The 18,415-nt window shown below is 47.4% G+C and carries 16 protein-coding genes; 8 read left to right on the top strand and 8 right to left on the bottom strand.

Features of this window, described 5'->3' with window-relative positions:
* Positions 1-10: 10 nt before the first annotated feature.
* Both WQ57_RS00075 and WQ57_RS00070 read left to right on the top strand, forming a co-directional pair.
* Entirely contained in the window at positions 11-1,378 is a 1,368-nt protein-coding gene (locus WQ57_RS00075) for a PTS transporter subunit EIIC (protein ID WP_046521677.1), read from the top strand.
* On the top strand, positions 1,375-2,415 hold the full coding sequence (locus WQ57_RS00070; RefSeq protein WP_046521676.1) for a MupG family TIM beta-alpha barrel fold protein: 1,041 nt from the start codon (positions 1,375-1,377) through the stop codon (positions 2,413-2,415). The genes WQ57_RS00075 and WQ57_RS00070 overlap by 4 nt, the downstream gene beginning before the upstream one ends.
* A 42-nt stretch (positions 2,416-2,457) precedes the next feature.
* On the opposite strand, the gene nagE is transcribed toward WQ57_RS00070, so the two are convergent.
* Entirely contained in the window at positions 2,458-3,912 is a 1,455-nt protein-coding gene (nagE, locus tag WQ57_RS00065; RefSeq protein WP_046521675.1) for an N-acetylglucosamine-specific PTS transporter subunit IIBC, read from the bottom strand.
* A gap of 344 nt (positions 3,913-4,256) precedes the next feature.
* Here nagE and WQ57_RS00060 point away from each other — a divergent pair, with 344 nt between their 5' ends.
* From WQ57_RS00060 to WQ57_RS00050, 3 genes are read left to right on the top strand one after another with little or no spacing between them, the layout of a single operon-like run.
* On the top strand, positions 4,257-5,942 hold the full coding sequence (locus tag WQ57_RS00060) for a serine hydrolase domain-containing protein (protein ID WP_084820086.1): 1,686 nt from the start codon (positions 4,257-4,259) through the stop codon (positions 5,940-5,942).
* 19 nt (positions 5,943-5,961) lie between these two features.
* Positions 5,962-8,019 carry a glycoside hydrolase family 3 protein gene (locus WQ57_RS00055; protein WP_046521674.1) on the top strand — a complete coding sequence of 686 codons (2,058 nt, stop codon included), beginning with the start codon at positions 5,962-5,964 and terminating at the stop codon, positions 8,017-8,019.
* Positions 8,020-8,043: 24 nt separating this feature from the next.
* Positions 8,044-9,297: an exo-beta-N-acetylmuramidase NamZ family protein gene (locus tag WQ57_RS00050; RefSeq protein ID WP_046521673.1), complete on the top strand. Its 1,254-nt coding sequence runs from the start codon at positions 8,044-8,046 to the stop codon at positions 9,295-9,297.
* A 66-nt stretch (positions 9,298-9,363) separates the two neighbouring features.
* Here WQ57_RS00050 and WQ57_RS00045 read toward each other — a convergent pair whose 3' ends face one another.
* A complete protein-coding gene (locus WQ57_RS00045; protein ID WP_277620266.1) occupies positions 9,364-10,017 on the bottom strand; it encodes a DsbA family oxidoreductase in 654 nt (217 codons plus the stop codon).
* Positions 10,018-10,260: 243 nt separating this feature from the next.
* Between WQ57_RS00045 and WQ57_RS00040 the strand changes: the two genes are divergently transcribed.
* Positions 10,261-11,058 carry an EcsC family protein gene (locus WQ57_RS00040; RefSeq protein ID WP_046521671.1) on the top strand — a complete coding sequence of 266 codons (798 nt, stop codon included), beginning with the start codon at positions 10,261-10,263 and terminating at the stop codon, positions 11,056-11,058.
* 224 nt (positions 11,059-11,282) lie between these two features.
* On the opposite strand, the gene WQ57_RS27270 is transcribed toward WQ57_RS00040, so the two are convergent.
* The gene (locus WQ57_RS27270) at positions 11,283-11,414 is read right to left on the bottom strand and encodes a hypothetical protein (protein ID WP_277620263.1); all 132 of its coding nucleotides are present in this window, start codon (positions 11,412-11,414) and stop codon (positions 11,283-11,285) included.
* 254 nt (positions 11,415-11,668) lie between these two features.
* Between WQ57_RS27270 and WQ57_RS00035 the strand changes: the two genes are divergently transcribed.
* Positions 11,669-12,649, top strand: a complete 981-nt coding sequence (locus WQ57_RS00035; RefSeq protein ID WP_046521670.1) for an NAD(P)H-dependent flavin oxidoreductase — start codon at positions 11,669-11,671, stop codon at positions 12,647-12,649.
* A 36-nt stretch (positions 12,650-12,685) separates the two neighbouring features.
* Here WQ57_RS00035 and WQ57_RS00030 read toward each other — a convergent pair whose 3' ends face one another.
* The 5 genes from WQ57_RS00030 to WQ57_RS00010 form a co-directional block, all read right to left on the bottom strand.
* The gene (locus tag WQ57_RS00030; protein ID WP_046521669.1) at positions 12,686-13,540 is read right to left on the bottom strand and encodes a nitroreductase family protein; all 855 of its coding nucleotides are present in this window, start codon (positions 13,538-13,540) and stop codon (positions 12,686-12,688) included.
* 85 nt (positions 13,541-13,625) lie between these two features.
* On the bottom strand, positions 13,626-15,143 hold the full coding sequence (opuFB, locus tag WQ57_RS00025) for an osmoprotectant update ABC transporter permease/substrate-binding subunit OpuFB (RefSeq protein ID WP_046521668.1): 1,518 nt from the start codon (positions 15,141-15,143) through the stop codon (positions 13,626-13,628).
* Positions 15,136-16,092: an ABC transporter ATP-binding protein gene (locus WQ57_RS00020; protein WP_046522001.1), complete on the bottom strand. Its 957-nt coding sequence runs from the start codon at positions 16,090-16,092 to the stop codon at positions 15,136-15,138. Before WQ57_RS00020 ends, opuFB begins: the two co-directional genes overlap by 8 nt.
* A gap of 146 nt (positions 16,093-16,238) precedes the next feature.
* Positions 16,239-16,433, bottom strand: a complete 195-nt coding sequence (locus WQ57_RS00015; protein WP_046521667.1) for an IDEAL domain-containing protein — start codon at positions 16,431-16,433, stop codon at positions 16,239-16,241.
* A gap of 60 nt (positions 16,434-16,493) precedes the next feature.
* Positions 16,494-17,285 carry an HAD-IIB family hydrolase gene (locus WQ57_RS00010; protein WP_084820084.1) on the bottom strand — a complete coding sequence of 264 codons (792 nt, stop codon included), beginning with the start codon at positions 17,283-17,285 and terminating at the stop codon, positions 16,494-16,496.
* 187 nt (positions 17,286-17,472) lie between these two features.
* Between WQ57_RS00010 and WQ57_RS00005 the strand changes: the two genes are divergently transcribed.
* Positions 17,473-18,390 carry an ArsR/SmtB family transcription factor gene (locus WQ57_RS00005; RefSeq protein WP_046521665.1) on the top strand — a complete coding sequence of 306 codons (918 nt, stop codon included), beginning with the start codon at positions 17,473-17,475 and terminating at the stop codon, positions 18,388-18,390.
* Positions 18,391-18,415: the final 25 nt, after the last annotated feature.

The raw sequence follows: 18,415 nt of genomic DNA, 5'->3' as shown, positions 1-18,415 counted from the left end.
GGAGAAGAAAATGGCTGGTGAAACCAATAAAGTTCTTGCAGAAAGGATTCTGGAGCAGTTAGGCGGGGCAGGAAATGTACAGTCCTACACCCATTGCATGACGCGTCTCCGGGTCACGCCTGACGATGCATCACTCGTCAACAAGGAAGCTATTAAAAAGATTGATGGAGTACTAGGGGTAGTCGAAGAAGAAACGCTGCAAATCATTCTTGGACCGGGAAAAGTGAATAGAGTAACTGAAGAGTTTGGCAGATTGGTAGGGAGAAAGTCAGATGAAATCAATTTGGATGACCGTGCTGCATCCGTGAAAGGGGAATTGAAGAAAAAGAATGCGACGCCATTCAAGCTCTTCTTGCGCCGGATCGCCTCCATCTTCATACCGCTGATTCCTGCCCTTGTTGCCTCAGGGCTGATTACCGGGATTTCGAGGGCGGTCATCCAGGCAGGCTGGCTGTCTGCCGAGTCGCAGCTTGCGGCAATTCTCACTGTGATTGGCGGCGGACTGTTTGCCTACCTTGGCATTTTTGTCGGAATCAATACAGCGAAGGAGTTTGGCGGATCGCCGGCGCTTGGCGGCTTGGCCGGGATTTTGATTATCAATCCGGCCGCCGCGAATATCACGCTGTTCGGCGAAGCGCTGCTTCCGGGTCGGGGAGGACTCATCGGAGTCATGCTTGCAGCCTTCTTCATCGCTTTTGTTGAAAAAAGAGTCAGAAAATATGTGCCTCAGTCTCTTGATATCATTATTACTCCGACGGTTGCTTTATTGATTACAGGTATTTTTACGTATTTGGTCTTCATGCCGGTTGGCGGATTTATTTCTGATGTCATTACCAAAGGGTTATTATCGATTCTGGACTTTGGCGGTGTGATTGCCGGCTTCATTCTTGGCTCCACATTCCTGCCGCTAGTCGTCACTGGCCTTCATCAAGGCTTGACCCCAGTGCACCTTGAGCTCATCAATACAATCGGCGACGACCCGCTCTTGCCAATCCTGGCCATGGGTGGTGCAGGACAGGTGGGAGCCGCGTTTGCGATTTATGTCAAAACAAAGAAGCCGCGCCTGAAAAGGGCAATTGGCGGCGGACTTCCGTCAGGGATGCTGGGCATCGGCGAACCGCTAATCTTCGGGGTTACACTTCCGCTCGGAAGGCCGTTCATCACCGCCTGTCTGGGCGCCGGAGTTGGCGGAGCATTCCAGGCATACTTTGATATCGCCACCATTGCTGTAGGGGTTTCCGGACTGCCGCTCGCCTTCATTGTCAACACGGGAGAAGTTCTCCTTTACTTAATCGGGGTTGTGATCGCCTATGGTGCCGGTTTCCTCTTTACGTACCTGTTCGGCTTCAAAGATGACATGGCGGGTGAGTTTGATTGATTGGAATTTCCTTTTACCTGAATGATCCAAAAGCAGAAAGCCGGATTGTTGAAGCTGCAAAATCGGGAGTGAAGCGGGCGTTCACCTCGCTTCACATCCCTGAAGAAGCAGGAGACCTCGCGGTTCGGGCAAAGAGACTGCTGCTTTTTGCGAAGGAGAATGGAATCGAAGTCTATGCCGATGTTTCCTATAAAACTCCAGTCCACTTGGGGGTTGAAAGCCTGTTTGATTTAAAAAAATTGGGGGTTTCAGGACTGAGGCTCGATGATTTTTTTGAACAGGAAGAGATTCTCAACCTGGCGCAGGAATTCAAGCTGGCAGTCAATGCCAGCATTTTATTTGAAAAAGACATACAAAGCCTGCTGGACAGCGGGTTAGGAAGTGATCAGCTGCTTGCCTGGCATAACTTTTACCCGCGGCGGGAAACGGGGCTTGGCGAAGACTTTTTCCGCAGGCAAAATGAACTGTATGCGAAATTCCATATCCCGGTCTGCGCTTATATTCCCGGCGCTGGCGAAAAGCGGGGCCCGTTGTATGAAGGCCTGCCAACACTGGAGAAGCACCGGTATGCCGATCCATTTCTGGCAGCCTTGGAATTGCTTGAAGAAGGCATGGAAGATGTTTATATTGGAGATCCCGACCCTGGCGGAGGCTTGCTGGACCGGCTTATCAAGTTTGACCGTGAGCAGGTTTTGATCCTCCGTACCGAACCGGGTTTTATGAAACAAGGAAGGTACCATCTTCGGCCCGATCTTTCACGGGATGTGGTTCGTTTTATGAATACGAGAACCAGTGAACCTGTTCCTCCCGACAACACAATCGCCAGGCCTGCCGGAACCATTACGATGGATAATGACCGGTATGGCCGCTACCGGGGAGAAATCCAAATTACAAGGGTGGATATGCCGGCAGATGAGCGTGTCAATGTCATCGGAAGGGTGAAGATCGACGATCTGCCTTTGCTGGCGCATATCAAGCCTGGCATGGCCATAGAACTCATGATGCATGGGGACGGTTCTGCTGCTTCATTCCAATGAAAAAAGCCAGGGCAGCTATCACAAGCTGACCTGGCTTTTTTTTCACTTCTTTCTTTTCCTAATCTTATCCACTTCATCCGCCACAAATTGAACCTGGGGGCCGACAACCACCTGGATGTTATGCGGACCAACCACATTGATTCCAGGTACTCCTGAAGTTTTGATCCTGTTTTTATCGACGGCGTCCATATTTTTGACTTCCACTCTTAAGCGTGTGACACAATTGTCAACAGAAACAACATTATCATCTCCGCCCAGTCCGGCATAGATATTTTCAGCCAACACAGCAAAGCGGTCTTCGGCAAAAACTCTTCCCTCTGTTTCCGCCTCTTCCTCTGTATCCTCCTCACGGCCTGGAGTTTTCAAGTTGAATTTGGTAATGATGAAACGGAAAATCACATAATAAACCACCGCGAAACCGAGGCCTTGCAGGAGAAGCATATAAGGGTGATTGGCCATTGGGAGCCTGGAGCTTAAAATAAAGTCGATCAGTCCAGCACTAAAGCCAAAGCCCGCCGTCCAGTTGAACGTTGCGGCAATGAACAAGGAAATGCCAGTCAGTACCGCATGGACAAGATAAAGCATCGGAGCCAGGAACATGAAGGCAAACTCAAGCGGCTCTGTTACACCTGTCAGGAAGGCAGCAAACCCGGCTGCCATCATGAGTGAGGCCGTTTGCTTCTTCCTTTTTGTTTTTGCGGTATGGTACATGGCGAGACCGGCAGCCGGAAGGCCGAACATCATGACAGGGAAGAACCCGGCCTGGTACATTCCAGTCACGCCCTTTGTTCCTTCGCCAGACCAGAATTTCCCGATATCATTGATTCCTGCGACATCGAACCAGAATACGGAATTAAGAGCATGGTGCAGTCCTGTTGGAATTAACAGACGGTTAAAGAAGCCATAAAGTCCTGCTCCAACTGCTCCCAGCTTACTGATGGACTCCCCGAAAGACACCAATCCGGTGAAAATGACCGGCCAGACAAAAAACAGGACAACGGAGACAACCAGCATGGCGAGAGAGGTCATGATCGGCACGAGGCGTTTTCCACTGAAAAATGCCAGCGCGTCCGGCAATTTGACATGGCTGAACCGGTTGTACATCAACGCGGCGATAAGACCGGAAAGAATCCCGACGAACGCATTTTTAATTTTGGCAAACGCCGGGTCGACATTCTCCGGCTGAATTCCCTGAAGCATCGCCACTGAATCTGTCGACAGCAGGGTGGTTGTCACCAGATAGGCAACCAGTCCGCTCAGGGCAGCCGACCCATCCTTTTGCTTCGCCATCCCGAGCGCAATACCAAGGGCAAAAAGGACGGGAATATTATCGATGATGGATGAACCAGCTTTAATTAAAAAGGCAGCAGCAGGACTTCCTGCACCCCAGCCGGCAGGGTCGATCCAGTAGCCGATTCCCATCAAAATGGCTGCGGCAGGCAAGACGGCAACTGGAAGCATTAACGACCGGCCGATTCTCTGAACATAGTTTTTCATAATGCACCTTCCTTCTTTTTTCATGAAAACCAGATAAAAAAACGATAAATTAGTACTTTTGCAGTGAAGCGCTTACAACCTCTCTATATCTATTATCATAGCATCTTGGCAGTAAAAAACAACCGAATTTTAAAATGAAATTTCACATTTTCTTAAAACGTTTTAAAAATTAATTCCGAATCCTCATGACTTATTTCCCAGTAAAATGGAAGTAATGGTTCTTTGGTGATATGTACGAAGATGGAAGAACGCGATATGCTGAATCTATCAATGGTAAGCGCTATCATCCCCATACATAATACTTTCAAGCTTGCTGTTGAAAATCCAGTTTTCGAGGAGGGCCTATGAAGGGCAAAAGAATCATGCTCACTTCTGTTTGTACCATTCTTCTTGGAACGTCCACCGTTTTCGCCAATGGCAGCTTAACCATGAATCAACCCATTGAAAAGAAAGATAAAGTCACCATTCCAGCCCGAAACCCGCATCCTGTTTTTACATGGAACTCCGCTGTACCGCCTGTGTCTCCCGTCCTCCATCCCGGCTCGGCAAGAGGGGCGGGCATGATGGATGAGCCTCTTTGGAAAATCGACCAGGTGCTCAGCCAGGCCATAGCAGAAAGGGTCATGCCAGGTGCAGTTGCCCTTGTGGCAAGGGGTGGAACGGTTGTCAAGCATGAGGCGTATGGGCATTCGGCAAGATACCTTGACGGAAAACTGACCGAGATGGACGAGCCGGTCGTCATGCAGGAGGATACCATTTTTGACCTGGCATCAATAAGTAAAATCTTTACCTCTGCTGCCATCATGAAGTTATTTGAACAAGGAAAGTTCCAGCTTGATGATCCGGTTGCCAAGTATATTCCCGAGTTTTCAGCAGGTGGCAAGCAAGATGTAACCATTCGCCAGCTTTTGACTCATACTTCCGGCTTTACCGCCTGGATTCCGCTTTATGCGCAGGGGAATTCACGTGAAGAAAGAATGGAGATCGTATTCAGGCAGCCATTAAAAAATCCTCCTGGTACAAAATATGAATACAGCGATTTAAACATGATTACCCTTGGGGCATTGATCGAAATATTTTCGGGCCAGCGTCAGGATGAGTTTGTCAGGGAACATCTCACAGAGCCGATCGGGATGAGGGATACGATGTACAATCCGCCTGCCTCCCTGAAGCAAAGGATTGCGGCGACGGAATATCAGTCCACACCAGCGCGAGGTCTCGTATGGGGGGAAGTACATGATGAGAATGCCTGGTCGCTTGACGGCGTTGCTGGACATGCGGGTGTTTTTTCATCCGCCAGTGATCTTGCGAAGTTCGCCCATATTTTTATCAATGAAGGAAAATACGGCGGAAAGCAAATCCTGAAACCGGAAACAGTGAAGCTTTTGCTGGAAAACCAGAATGCTGCATTTCCTGGCAATGATCATGGACTTGGCTGGGAGCTTGGCCAAGGCTGGTATATGGACGCCCTCTCGGAAGGAACCTATTCTTTTGGCCATACTGGTTATACCGGGACTTCCATCGTCGTGAGTCCGAACAACAAAACCGTTGCGATTCTACTGACGAACCGTGTCCACCCGACAAGAAGCACGGTGTCGACAAACCAGACACGGAGATTGTTTGCCAGACAGGTCGCCGACAGTATTCCTGTCTCGATCCCCGGGAACCAAGCTGCTTGGTTTGCGGGTTACGGAGACCGTATGAACAAGGTCATGGAAGCAAATCTGAGCCTGACAAAAGACGATAAGCTGTCTTTTGCCGCCTGGCACCAGATTGAAAACCAGGCTGATTATGGTTACGTGGAAATATGGATGGACGGCGGCTGGAAGCAGCTAGCATCCTTAACGGGGGCAAGCAGCGGCTGGGAGAAGTTTGAATTGGATATTCCAAAAGAGGCCCTCAAGCTAAGATTCGTCTATCAAACAGATTCATCAGTAAATGGCCGCGGGATGTATGTTCTTGAACCAGAACTAAGCTCAGGCAAAGGTCTTTCTTTTACCAGGAATGACTGGGAGTTAAGAAACTATTAAAGACAGGAGAGAAAAGCATATGATCAGGAAATTTTTCTTTTCGTTGATTGCCGCAGCCGTCGTGCTGACAGGGATTCCGCTTTACGGGGCAGCAGCCTCCCCAGCGGGAGTGAAGGACCTTGTTATTGATTTGAACGTGCCACAGGTTACAAGGGAAGTCGAGGGGCAAACGCTGAAATTAAATCCTTTGCAAGTGCTAGAAGATGGCAGTTTCCGGCTGGCTACTGAAAACCTGACATGGAAATCGTCCAATAAAAATGTGGGCACAGTGAACGAAGAGGGAGAAGTCACTCTGTCGGGGCAAAATGGCACCACTAAAATATCGGTCAGTGACGGCACATTCAGTGACAGGATTTCAATCCAGTATAAAGGGAACCAGGGTGAGATCCTGGTGAAAAAAGAAGAGGGTGCCCGCTATGACCTTATCGGCCAGGCAGTCAACAAGATGACCATGGAAGAAAAGGTTGGCCAAATGCTGATGCCCGACTTCCGAACCTGGAAAGGCCAGAATGTTACCGTCATGAATGAGGAAATATCCAAGCTAGTAAAAGACTATCATCTTGGCGGAGTTATTTTATTCCGTGAAAACACTGTAAGTACTGAACAAACAGTCAAGCTAGTAGACGCCTACCAGCAGGCAGCAGACAAATATGGATTGCTGATTTCCATCGACCAGGAAGGCGGTATCGTGACACGCCTGCAGATGGGCACAGACTTCCCGGGCAATATGGCGCTAGGTGCCGCACGCTCCGGGGAACTTGCGGAAAAGGTAGGCAAAGCCATTGGGGAAGAGCTAAATGCACTTGGCATCAACATGAATTTCGCACCTGTGCTCGATGTGAACAATAATCCCGACAATCCGGTGATTGGTGTCCGTTCCTTCGGAGAAAACCCGGAGCTTGTCGGAGATTTGGGAAAGGCTTATATCCGCGGGCTTCAGGAGACAGGAACGGCGGCAACAGCCAAGCATTTCCCAGGGCATGGCGACACGGATGTGGATTCCCATATCGGGCTGCCTTCTGTACCGCATGATCTCAACCGGCTGAAGGAAGTGGAATTATATCCATTCCAGCAGGCGATGGATGCGGGAATCGATGCGATTATGACCGCCCATGTGACATTCCCAAAAATCGATGATACAAAAGCCATTTCAAAATTGAACGGATCGGAAATTGCCGTCCCGGCAACTCTTTCCCATAAAGTATTGACGAGTCTGATGCGTGACGATATGGGATATGAAGGTGTCATTGTGACGGATGCCATGAATATGAAGGCAATTTCCGACCATTTTGGCCCGGTAGAAGCAGCTGTTCGAGCGGTCCAGGCAGGGGCGGATATCCTGCTTATGCCAGTTGGCATCCAGCAAGTGGCAGAGGGACTATATGCTGCAGTCAACTCAGGTGAAATTACGATGGAAAGAATTGAACAGTCTGCTGAACGGGTCTTAACCTTGAAATTAAACCGCGGCATTCTCAAGGCTGAATCCGAACTCAGCCTAACAGAAAAGATTTCCAAAGCAGCAGAAGCAGTCGGCTCTCCTGAGCATAAAAGCATTGAAAAGGAAGCGGCCGCCCAATCGATCACACTTGTGAAAAACAATTCTGTCCTTCCACTTCAGCCAGCGGCTTCAGACCGGATTGTGGTGGTAGGATCCAATGCGGATCTGCTTGCAGCGGAGGCGAAGAAACACCACGGAAATGTTGAGTACATCACAGCTTCTGCTCCTCTTTCCGCCGCCCAGCTGGATTCGGTGAAAAAGGCAGATGCAATCATTTTGGGGACCTCCACTTCAAACGTTAGCGGCCGGTCGCCGAACAGCAATTTGATGAGACTGGCAAATCAGCTGGTAGATACTGATGTACCAGTGATTGCCGTCGGAATCCGCAATCCATATGACATCATGGCCTATCCGGATGCCGATGCCTATCTTGCGCAGTATGGATTCAGGCCGGTGAGCTTTGAAGCCTCCGTAGAGACCATATTTGGTAAGAATCGTCCTGCAGGGAAACTGCCAGTCACCATTTACAGCCAGGATGGCTCCGTATTATTTGGCTATGGGCACGGGTTGGAATATTAGATTTAAAAAAGGGAGGGGCTTACTTTGAAAAAATGGCTTGCAGGATTTTTGGTTCTGGCTCTGGTTTTATCTTCTTTCACAGCAGCCGGAGCAAAAAATGATAAAGCAAAGAAAAACGGGAAATTTCGTCTGGGCGTGGAGGTATTGCTGAAAGATGAGATTCACTTGATTAAGGGGAAGCGGGTCGGCCTCATTACCAACCCAACTGGAGTCGACCAGGAGCTTAACAGCATTGTCGATACACTTTACAATCACCCCGATGTCGAATTGACGGCAATGTATGGTCCGGAGCATGGAGTTCGCGGGGATGCCCAGGCAGGACAATATGTCGAAAAATATATCGATGAAAAAACGGGTCTTCCTGTTTACAGCTTATACGGCGCGACGAAAAAGCCTACACCTGAAATGCTCAGCAATGTCGATGTCCTGCTGTTTGATATCCAGGACGTTGGAACACGCTTTTACACCTATATCTACACAATGGCGCTGGCGATGGAAGCAGCAAAAGAAAACAATATTCCCATCCTTGTCCTTGACCGCCCGAATCCGATTGGCGGCACAAAGGTGGAGGGACCGGTACTTGAGGATAAATACTCCTCGTTCATTGGGGAATATCCGATTCCAGTACGCCATGGGATGACAGTGGGCGAGCTGGCCAAGCTTTTTAATGAAGAATTTGAAATTGGCGCTGATTTGACCGTTGTCGAGATGGAAGGCTGGAAGCGGAATATGTATTATGATGAAACACCATTGCATTTTGTGCTTCCGTCCCCGAACATGCCTACCCTGGAGACCGCTCTTGTCTATCCTGGCGCAGCTCTGATTGAAGGGGCGGCAAATGTGTCAGAAGGCCGTGGAACAACCAAACCATTTGAATTGATTGGCGCACCATTCATCAACGGCAGCGATTTGGCGGCGAAGCTGAATTCTTATGATCTGCCTGGCGTGACATTCAGGGCGGCGTCTTTTACACCAACATTCTCCAAAAATGCGAACAAACTGAACCATGGGGTCCAGATCCATATAACGAACCGGAACTCCTTTAAACCATTTGAAACAGGCTTGTATATTGTGGAAACGATTCACGACATGTATCCTAATGACTTCCAGTTCCGTGCCCCTAACAGTGCTGGTGTTTCTTTCTTCGACCAGCTTGTCGGCAATGGCAGCATCCGGGCAGGCATACAGGCAGGCAAATCGGTTGAAGAAATGAAGGCCGAGTGGCAGCCAGGACTTGAGGAATTCATGGAAGTGAGAGAGCAGTATCTGTTATATTAGGGAACTAGAAAGAGGCAGTCATCGACTGCCTCTTTGATTTATTAAAATGGTTCCCGTGAACGCCGATTATTTCTTTGGCACTTCACAGCCATCATCGCTGCATGCGTCGCCATCTTCACTGTTTAATCCAGTAACCTCATCTTCAGCGATAATCTTTTCAAGCGCCTCGACAAAAACCTCGGTTGGCTGGGCGCCAGTGAGAGCATATTTTTGATTGATTAAAAAGAACGGAACACCAGTAACGCCATATTTCCTAGCGGCGTTTTCATCCATGCGCACTTCATCGGTCAAATCGCCATTTGCGAGCATGCCGGCAACTGCATCGCGGTCAAGGCCGACTTCAACTGCGAGCTCCGTTAAGGTTTCATGGTCGCCAATATGCTTGGATTCGGTGAAGTAGGCATATAGAATCCGGTCGGTCATTTCTTTCATCAAGCCCTGGGTTTTCGCGAACATGGTCAATCGGTGGGCATCAAAGGTGTTGGTTAATTGGAGTGTGTCGAATTGAAAGTCAATTCCTACTTCCTTTGCCATCTGAACCATATTTTGCGTATTGGCTTTTGCCTGTGCAATGCTCATGCCGTATTTTTTCGACAGCATTTCGTACATACTTTCTTTTATATCCCGGCCACTGGTTGGATCCAATTCAAAGCTTCGATAGGTTACTTCAATTGGGTGGTCAATCTTCTGAATAGCGTCCTCCAGACGCTTTTTGCCAATATAGCAGAATGGTCAAGCAAAGTCTGTCCACATTTCAATGCGCATACAAAATCCCTCCAAGTACAATTTCTTCTTTAGTATAACGTTTACCCGCAGGTTTAACACGCAATGTGCTTGAAGGCAGGAGATTGTTCCTCCCCAGGATTTTTTTTATAATGTAAGAGTTCAACTAAAAACTTGAAACTTTCACATGAGCTGAGTCGTTAATAATAGGAATAAAAAAGGACGGGCGGGGGATAAGGGTTGGAATCAAACGAACAATTATTAGCGGAGCTGAAAAAAATTGAGAAATGGGAAAAAGACCAGAAAGGACTTTGGTTTTGGGAACGTCTCACCCGGCTTCCTTTCAAGATGCTCGATAAGTTGACTCCGAAATTTGTCCAGGACAAAATCGGAAACCTGCTGGACGAGCTTGGAAGTTATCTTCAATCCGGAGGGCAATATTTATCCAATGAGAAAAATGTTTTTCGATTTATTGAAAAGAAGACAGGCAGGGTTATTGGCCAACTGGAGGATTTGCAGGACATCCCGATTGAGGTGATGAAACAATCTTCCCTTGACCTGGCCGCACAGCGGAAGAAGGCCGCTGCCATACAAGGTGCCAGTACAGGAATTGGCGGCATTTTTACGCTCGCGATCGATATTCCTGCTATATTGGGACTTTCGTTAAAAACGCTTCAGGATATTGCCATCATCCACGGCTATGACCCGAAGGATAAGCGCGAAAGAGTGTTTATCATCAAATGTTTACAGTTTTCATCCGCTGATGTGGTCGGCAAGCAGGCAATCCTGAATGAACTGTCCCAATTCGACAACAGTGAAAGGGGATCCCGGGAAATCCTATCACAGCTGCAAGGCTGGCGCGAAGTAACCATTACCTTCACCGAGCAGTTTGGATGGAAGAAGCTTCTGCAGATGGTGCCTATCGCAGGAATCCTCTTTGGGGCATTCGCAAACCGGTCAATGGTCAGCGACCTGGCTGAGACTGGGACCATGCTGTACCAGAAGAGAAGGATATTGGAACGGCTGAAGGGGGAATAAAACCGGTGTGCGAGGGGCTTTTTTCCCTGTAGGGGGAATATAGCAGTCCTTAGGGGAATAAATGGCTTCTTAGGGGGAATAAATCAGAGCTTAGGGGGAATAAAATCTCAATTTTGCGATTTTATTCCTGCAAAGTACCCTTACCAGGTATATGAACGGGCATTTTTGTAACAAATTACGTTTATAAACCCAAAAAAGGCAGTTTTTAGCTGCCTTTTTCATTGTTACTGGCTTTTGCTGTTCTGCCCTGGTCCTTTTTGGCCGTAACGCAGCACTTCCGAGTCGGTTTCGCCTTTTTGATTGTTCCTTTTTCCTTTTAGCTGTACGTTCGGGTAGCTTGCTTTTCTTTCATCCATGTCGTATGCCCCATTTCCATTGAAGTTTCATTCCTTCGTTAGTTTGGGGAAGTCATAAGAAAATATACACAGGCCAGACATGAAATGAGTTTATCAACATAATTCTTTAGCTACATTAATAAGATATTTCCAATGAATTATTTCACTTCTTTATAATTTCAGAATAAAGACTTGACGCATCCCTGGGAACTGCTGTAAGTTTAAAATATGTCAACGCTTACAATTGGGAAGATGAATGGGGGAGAATCGTACATATGTCAAAAGTTCCGTCTGTTTTTAAGGGCATGAGCATCCCGGTTATTGCAGCGCCAATGTTTATTATCAGCAATCCAAGATTGGTCATTGAGCAGTGCAAAGCGGGAATAGTCGGGTCCATGCCAGCCCTGAATGCCAGGCCGGCTTCGCAGCTGGATGAATGGCTTGCAGAAATTACTGAAGAGCTCGCTGCTTACGATGCCAAAAATCCGGATCGGCCAGCCGCACCATTCGCCATCAACCAGATCGTCCATAAATCGAATGACCGTCTCGAACACGATATGGAAATGTGCATCAAGTACAAAGTGCCGATTATCATCTCGTCCCTTGGCGCAAGAGAGGAAATCAATGTCGCTGCGCACAGTTATGGCGCCGTCGTTTTACATGATGTGATCAACAACAAGTTCGCTCACAAGGCGATTGAAAAGGGAGCGGACGGGCTAGTTGCCGTCGCCGCCGGTGCAGGCGGCCATGCCGGCGACAAGAGCCCATTTGCGCTGATCCAGGAAATCCGCCAATGGTTCGATGGACCGCTTGCCTTGTCTGGCTCGATTGCGACTGGCAGCGCGGTTCTCGCCGCACAAGCTATGGGTGCGGATTTCGGCTACATCGGCTCGCCATTCATTGCGACCCACGAAGCACGAGCAGTGGAAGAGTACAAGCAAGCGATTGTTGACAGCACATCGGATGACATTGTTTACAGCAATCTTTTCACAGGAGTGCATGGAAATTACCTCGCTTCCTCCATTCGCAAAGCAGGCCTGGATCCTGAAGCTCTTCCTTCAAGTGATCCATCCTCCATGAACTTTGGCGGAGAGAGCAAGGCAAAGGCATGGAAGGATATTTGGGGAAGCGGCCAGGGGATTGGCGCAATTAAAGAAGTAAGCAGTACAGCAGATTATGTAGAGAAACTCCGCACCGAGTATAATGCAGCAAGGGAAAACCTGATTAAAACCAGCCAGGCATTTGCCGCTGTATAAGCAAAGAAATCCGTCCGGCAACCCGGACGGATTTTTTTAAGCCATTTTCCAGCTGACGATATACTCAGTGTTCCCGCTTATAAATGCCAATTGCGGGTCTTCAATCAGCCATTTCCCGGCGATACCAAGCTCCATGCAAGCCAGTTCGAACTGGCACATCGCAATCCCCATATCGAGCAGCTGCATATCGTAACCCAAGCCTGAGCTGTAGTTGGGGGTATGTTCGATATAAAAATGGCATGATTTTTGGTCCTCTGACAGGAGCAGCCTCCAAGGCTGTTTGTTGGATGCAGAAGGACCGAGCCGCACCATTTCAATCGGAACCTCCAGCCCTCCGGCAATCTCTTTTGGTAATGGTTTTTCAAACGTTCCATTGTAAAAAAGCTGGTCCCAAGGTTTTTTATTGTCTGCTTTGACGACCATCCTCAGTGCCCTGTCAAAGACTCGCTGTTTTCCTTTGGGGTAGCCAAGCGGTGTCACGCAGGGAATGAATTCATCTTCTCCTAATACAATTTCTTTTTCAAATGAATTCCTGTTAAAGGTTCCGCCCATCCAGCAGGTGCCCAGCCCCAGCTGGACCGCATATAAAATAGCACGATGGAAAATGTAGGCATATTCCACAAGGGCATATTTCTCATTCTTCGCCGAACCCACCAGGTAGCCTTGAGGATTTTTAATAAATCCGTAGGTTCCCAGCTTGATGCCTTTGTCTGTTACATTATTTTTGATTAGTACAAAGTCAATTTTTCCTTTGCCGCCAAACGGGCCAACCAGATTTTGTTCCTCCGTGATATAGGCATTAATTTGGGCAAGGTCATGTTCCGAAAGCTTCTGAGTTTCATACGTTCTGACAGATTGCCGGGTACGCATACTTTCGATAAGTGAATTCATTGTTTCACCCCTCTTATAAAACTGCTTTTGCTTTATAATTCCAGAATAGATGAAGGCCGGTTCTGTAAAAGAACCGGCCTGAAGATTAATCCACCAATCCTTCGCTCTTTAGGTACTCCATGGCAACTTCCTCGGCACTTCTTCCTTCCACTGCTACCTGGTAGTTCATCTCGCGCATCTCGTCATCCGTGATTTTTCCTTCCAGCTGATTGAGTGCATCAACGAGTTCCGGATATTCTTCGGCGGTTTCCGCCCTCAGCAGCGGTGCTCCCTGGTAGGGAGGGAAAAGTTCCTTGTCATCTTCAAGTACTTTTAAATTGTACCGCCTGATTTCGCTGTCGGTGGAATAGGCGTCCATAAGGTTGATTTCCCCTTGCTCGACCGCTGTGTAGCGCAGCTTGGGCTCCATTGTGGCCAAGCTTGGAAACTCAAGGCCATATAATTTCTTGATGCCAAGGTACCCATCTTCCCGGTCGGAAAACTCCAGTGTAAATCCGGCTTTTATCTGGTTTTCCACCGCGTGGAGATCGGAGATGGTTTCTAGCTGGTGCTCCTGGGCAAAAGCCGCTGGCACGGCTAGGGCATACGTATTGTTAAATTGCATCGGATTCAGCAGCGCTAAATCAAACTGTTTGGCCAGGCCGTCCCTAGCCTGTTTGTACACTTCCTGCCGGTCATTGCTTACTGCTGTTGTGTTTAAGAATTGTGAGATTGCGGTTCCGGTAAATTCAGGGTAAATATCTATGCTTTCTGTTTGCAGTGCATTGAACAGGAAGGAGGTTTTTCCCAGACTGGGTTTTAATTCAACTTTCAAATCTGTTTCTTCTTCTATCATTAATTTATACATATTGATTAAAATCTCGGGCTCTGTGCCAAGCTTTCCACCAATCACGATGGTTTCATCCTGGCCTTTAAACAGGCTGGGGCCGATAGTGATGGCCAGAGCGAGTACAGCAATGGCGGAAATGGTCATCAGCGACTGCCTGTAGCTGAGCTTCTCCAGTTTACGCAGAAGGAGGTCAAAGACAATGGCCAAAAGCGCGGCTGGAATTGCTCCGAGGATTATGAGCGATGTATTATTCCGGTCAATTCCCAAAAGAATAATATCACCCAAACCGCCAGCACCGATTAGGGCGGCAATGGTTGCTGTTCCGACAATCAGCACCATCGCTGTGCGGATGCCGGCCATGATGACAGGCATTGCCAGCGGCAATTCCACCTTAAGCAGCCTCCTGCGTGTATTCATTCCCATCGCCATCGCCGCTTCGATCAATGACGGATCCACTTCCTTGATGCCTGTATATGTATTCCGGAGAATCGGCAGGAGCGCATAGATGACAAGGGCGATGATTGCAGGGATTTTCCCGATTCCAAATAATGGAATGAAAAGACCTAGCAGCGCGAGGGAAGGGATGGTCTGCAGCACGGCCGTGGTGCCGATGATGCCCTCGGCCATTTTCTTTTTTCGTGTTAAATAAATGCCAAGCGGAATGGCGATTAGCACTGCAAACAAGAGAGCCGCAAATGAAATTTGAATATGCTCGAACAAAGCCTGAAATAGTTGATCCTGCCGATTCTGAAAAACTTCCATGATGTTATACATGAGAGGTCCCTCTTTCCTCCAGGTGCTGTGAAAAATATTGGACAATCATTTGCCGATTGACCATGCCAATGATCTGGCCGTTTTTTTCGACATGCAGCTCTTCATAGGTGGATAGCTGCCTTGCTACTTCTTCCAAACTTGCAGTGGCAGGGAGGATGGCAGCAGGGGAACGGTCTTGTTCATCCAACGGTCTTAGGAATTCCTCCAGGTTGAAATCGCCCCCGGACTTTTTCGAACCGACAAAGTCGCGAACAAAGTCATTGGCAGGATGGTTCATGATTTCTTCGGGAGTCCCAAGCTGGACAATTTTCCCGTCTTTCATAAGGCAAATGCGGTCCGCCAGCTTGATGGCTTCCTGCATATCATGTGTGACAAAGACAATCGTTTTTCGAATCGTTTTTTGCAAATGGATGATGTCGTCCTGCAGTTTCTCGCGGCTGATAGGGTCAAGCGCGCTGAATGGCTCGTCCATCAGGATGATATCCGGGTCTGCAGCAAGGGCCCTGATGACGCCAACCCGCTGCTGTTCACCGCCTGAAAGCTGGCTCGGTTTCCGGTTTCGGTAGGTGTCAGGGTCAAGGCCGACCATTTCCAAAAGCTCGGTCACACGGGTTTTGATTTTTTCCGCACTCCAGCCCTTCATTTCGGGAACCACCGCAATATTTTCTTCTATTGTCATATGGGGAAACAATGCAATTTGCTGGAGCACATAGCCAATATTCCAGCGCAATTCGTTGACTTCATAATCAGAAATTCTCTTTCCATTGATATAAATGGTTCCATCTGATAATGGAATCAGGCGATTAATCATTTTTAAAGAAGTGGTTTTTCCGCAGCCGCTTGGTCCGATCAGGACAAAAAATTCCCCTTTTTTGATTTCGAAAGAGATGGAATCAACAGCCTTGGTCCCCTGAGAATAGCTTTTTGTTACATGATTGAATGTGATCATTGGTGCCTGTTCACTCCCCGGCTTTTCTTGGTTCACAATTATAAACAAGTATCGATGTGAACTCCAATCAAAAGAGTTGGATAATAAATAAAGGAGCCCATTCCAGGGGATTGGAATAGGCTCCGGCGCTTGAAAATATTTTACTTTTAGGAGATAGTCTTTAATTTTTCCGTAAGTCGCATAAACTCTTCTTTGTTTTTCTCTGATAAGGCCTGGTCGATTTGCTGTTGGATTTTCTCTTTACGGAACTTAAGCAGGGCTTTTTCTAACACCATTTCAGCTACCAATGAATCGGCAATGCTTCCCTCAGGCTGCGGCAAATAAAGTGTCTTTTCATCCATCCCTATCACTCCTTGACCTTTTTTCTATTATACTCATCATTTTAAAAATATTCAATCTATTTAATTTGATAAAAGTTTTTTCAAGAATTCTTTAGTTCCGGCGGCGAATGGCTCAGTCGAATGTTTTGATTGTATTTCGTGCGTACCGCCCTTTGGAATCCCGCCATCTCCAACCCAAAAGAAGGTGACCTCCTTTGCGCCGCAATCTATTGCTGTTTCCGCCATTACAAGGTCGCTTTTGCTGTCTCCAAACACATACACAGGCTGCTGTTCAAATGAAATTTCAGCGAGTACCCATTTGGCACCAATTTTCTTCGACAGGTTCGGCGGGGTGACATCGACCCCATAAGTGGAGACCACAACCTTTTTATTATGCTTTCCGGCAATCTCTCCGGCTTTTTCTGCGTACTTTCTCAACGCTTCTCTTGTTTTTTCAAGATGAACGTCGTCCCCAGCTTCTCCATGGACCGATTCGACTGTTCCCATTGATTCTTTTGTATCATCCCATTCTATCAGACCCTTAAACTCCTGGTTCTCGCTGACTTTATAGAGTTCGTCCTTTATTTCGTCAGGGATGACAAATTCCTGGTCAAGCTTCCATGTTTCTATGTTGAGTCCTTTTCCTTTAATGGCTCCATGTTCTGCCACACAATATAGGTCCGACCAGTCCTGGGAGGGATCAATTTTTGTGAATACACTCTCCGCCAGCCATTGGCGGGAGCGGCCGGTTATGAAAGCCAGCTGCTCTTCCTGTTCGTTCAGCTTCTCAATTAACCGAAGAACCTCATCGTCAGGCCGTGCCAGTTCATCCGTTAATACTCCGTCCACATCAAACATATAAAAAGCCATCATCAAACTCCTCTTGATTTTGTATTTATGATTATTCTTTACCCCTTTATTAAAAGGTGTAATTCATTTTCTTATGGAGTGTATGCTTTTTAATGAGGGAAATGATAGGGCATCAATGCAGCTTGACATTATCGTGCGAATTTAAGATAATCTTTATAACGATAAAAATTGTAATAAAGTAGGGGAATATGTGAGAACATTACAACTGACGTTGCATGAAGCACTGGAAATTTGTAAAACACTGGCAAATGAACAACGGATGGAAATCGTGAAAATCCTTACAGAAGGACCGAAAAACGTCAATGAATTGGCGGAAAGACTGAATGTTCCATTCTCCACTGCAGCTGCCAACGTAAAAAAGCTTGAAGAAGCGGGTTTGATTGCAACAGAAATGGTGCCGGGCCGGGGCAGCCAAAAAATCAATACAAAATTATATGACAGGGTTATCATCAATTTGGAAGAACAAAAACCAAAAAGCGAAGATTGTATTACATTTGAGATGGGAATCGGGGAGTATGTCACCTGTGAGGTCGAGCCATCATGCGGCCTTGTGGGGGATGGGGAGATCATTCATATGATTGATGACCCGCGTTCTTTTTATGAGCCTGAAAGAAAAAGTGCCCAGTTAATTTGGTTCCGTTCCGGTTTTGTGGAATATCATTTTCCCAATCGAATTCCGTATGGGGTCAGCGTTGAAGAACTGAGCTTTTCCCTGGAACTGTGCTCGGAAGCACCTTACCACAAAGTGGACTGGCCGTCTGACATCAGCTGCTGGATTAATGAAGAAGAGCTGGGGGACTGGACCTCACCGGGTGATTTCGGGGGGGAAAGAGGGTTTTTAACTCCAAGCTGGTGGGAAACCCATAATACCCAGTATGGCCTTTTAAAGAAATGGAAAGTGAACCGAGAAGGAAGCTTTATTGATGGCTATAAAATCTCCGATATGACCATCGATCAGCTGAAGCTGCTCGAGAAACCTTATATTTCCCTGAAAATAGGTGTGAAGAAAGATGCAGTAAATGCTGGCGGCATCAACTTGTTCGGTTCAAAGTTTGGCAATTATGAACAGGATCTTATCATGAAAATAAAGTATTCAAAGCATGCTTAAACACTTCCTCAAGGAAGTGTTTTTT

This window comes from Mesobacillus campisalis (genome assembly GCF_000986785.1).
Classification (GTDB): domain Bacteria; phylum Bacillota; class Bacilli; order Bacillales; family Cytobacillaceae; genus Mesobacillus_B; species Mesobacillus_B campisalis.
The sequence above is the reverse complement of the archived record's forward strand: the minus strand, read 5'-3'. Positions and strand labels throughout refer to the sequence as shown.

Coding starts and splice junctions, on each gene's coding strand:
- WQ57_RS00075 (WP_046521677.1), top strand. CDS start 11: ATGGCTGGTGAAACCAATAAAGTTCTTGCAGAAAGGATTCTGGAGCAG.
- nagE (WP_046521675.1), bottom strand. CDS start 3,912: ATGAAAAACTATGTTCAGAGAATCGGCCGGTCGTTAATGCTTCCAGTT.
- WQ57_RS00060 (WP_084820086.1), top strand. CDS start 4,257: ATGAAGGGCAAAAGAATCATGCTCACTTCTGTTTGTACCATTCTTCTT.
- WQ57_RS00055 (WP_046521674.1), top strand. CDS start 5,962: ATGATCAGGAAATTTTTCTTTTCGTTGATTGCCGCAGCCGTCGTGCTG.
- WQ57_RS27270 (WP_277620263.1), bottom strand. CDS start 11,414: ATGGATGAAAGAAAAGCAAGCTACCCGAACGTACAGCTAAAAGGAAAA.
- WQ57_RS00035 (WP_046521670.1), top strand. CDS start 11,669: ATGTCAAAAGTTCCGTCTGTTTTTAAGGGCATGAGCATCCCGGTTATT.
- WQ57_RS00030 (WP_046521669.1), bottom strand. CDS start 13,540: ATGAATTCACTTATCGAAAGTATGCGTACCCGGCAATCTGTCAGAACG.
- opuFB (WP_046521668.1), bottom strand. CDS start 15,143: ATGTATAACATCATGGAAGTTTTTCAGAATCGGCAGGATCAACTATTT.
- WQ57_RS00020 (WP_046522001.1), bottom strand. CDS start 16,092: ATGATCACATTCAATCATGTAACAAAAAGCTATTCTCAGGGGACCAAG.
- WQ57_RS00015 (WP_046521667.1), bottom strand. CDS start 16,433: ATGGATGAAAAGACACTTTATTTGCCGCAGCCTGAGGGAAGCATTGCC.
- WQ57_RS00010 (WP_084820084.1), bottom strand. CDS start 17,285: ATGATGGCTTTTTATATGTTTGATGTGGACGGAGTATTAACGGATGAA.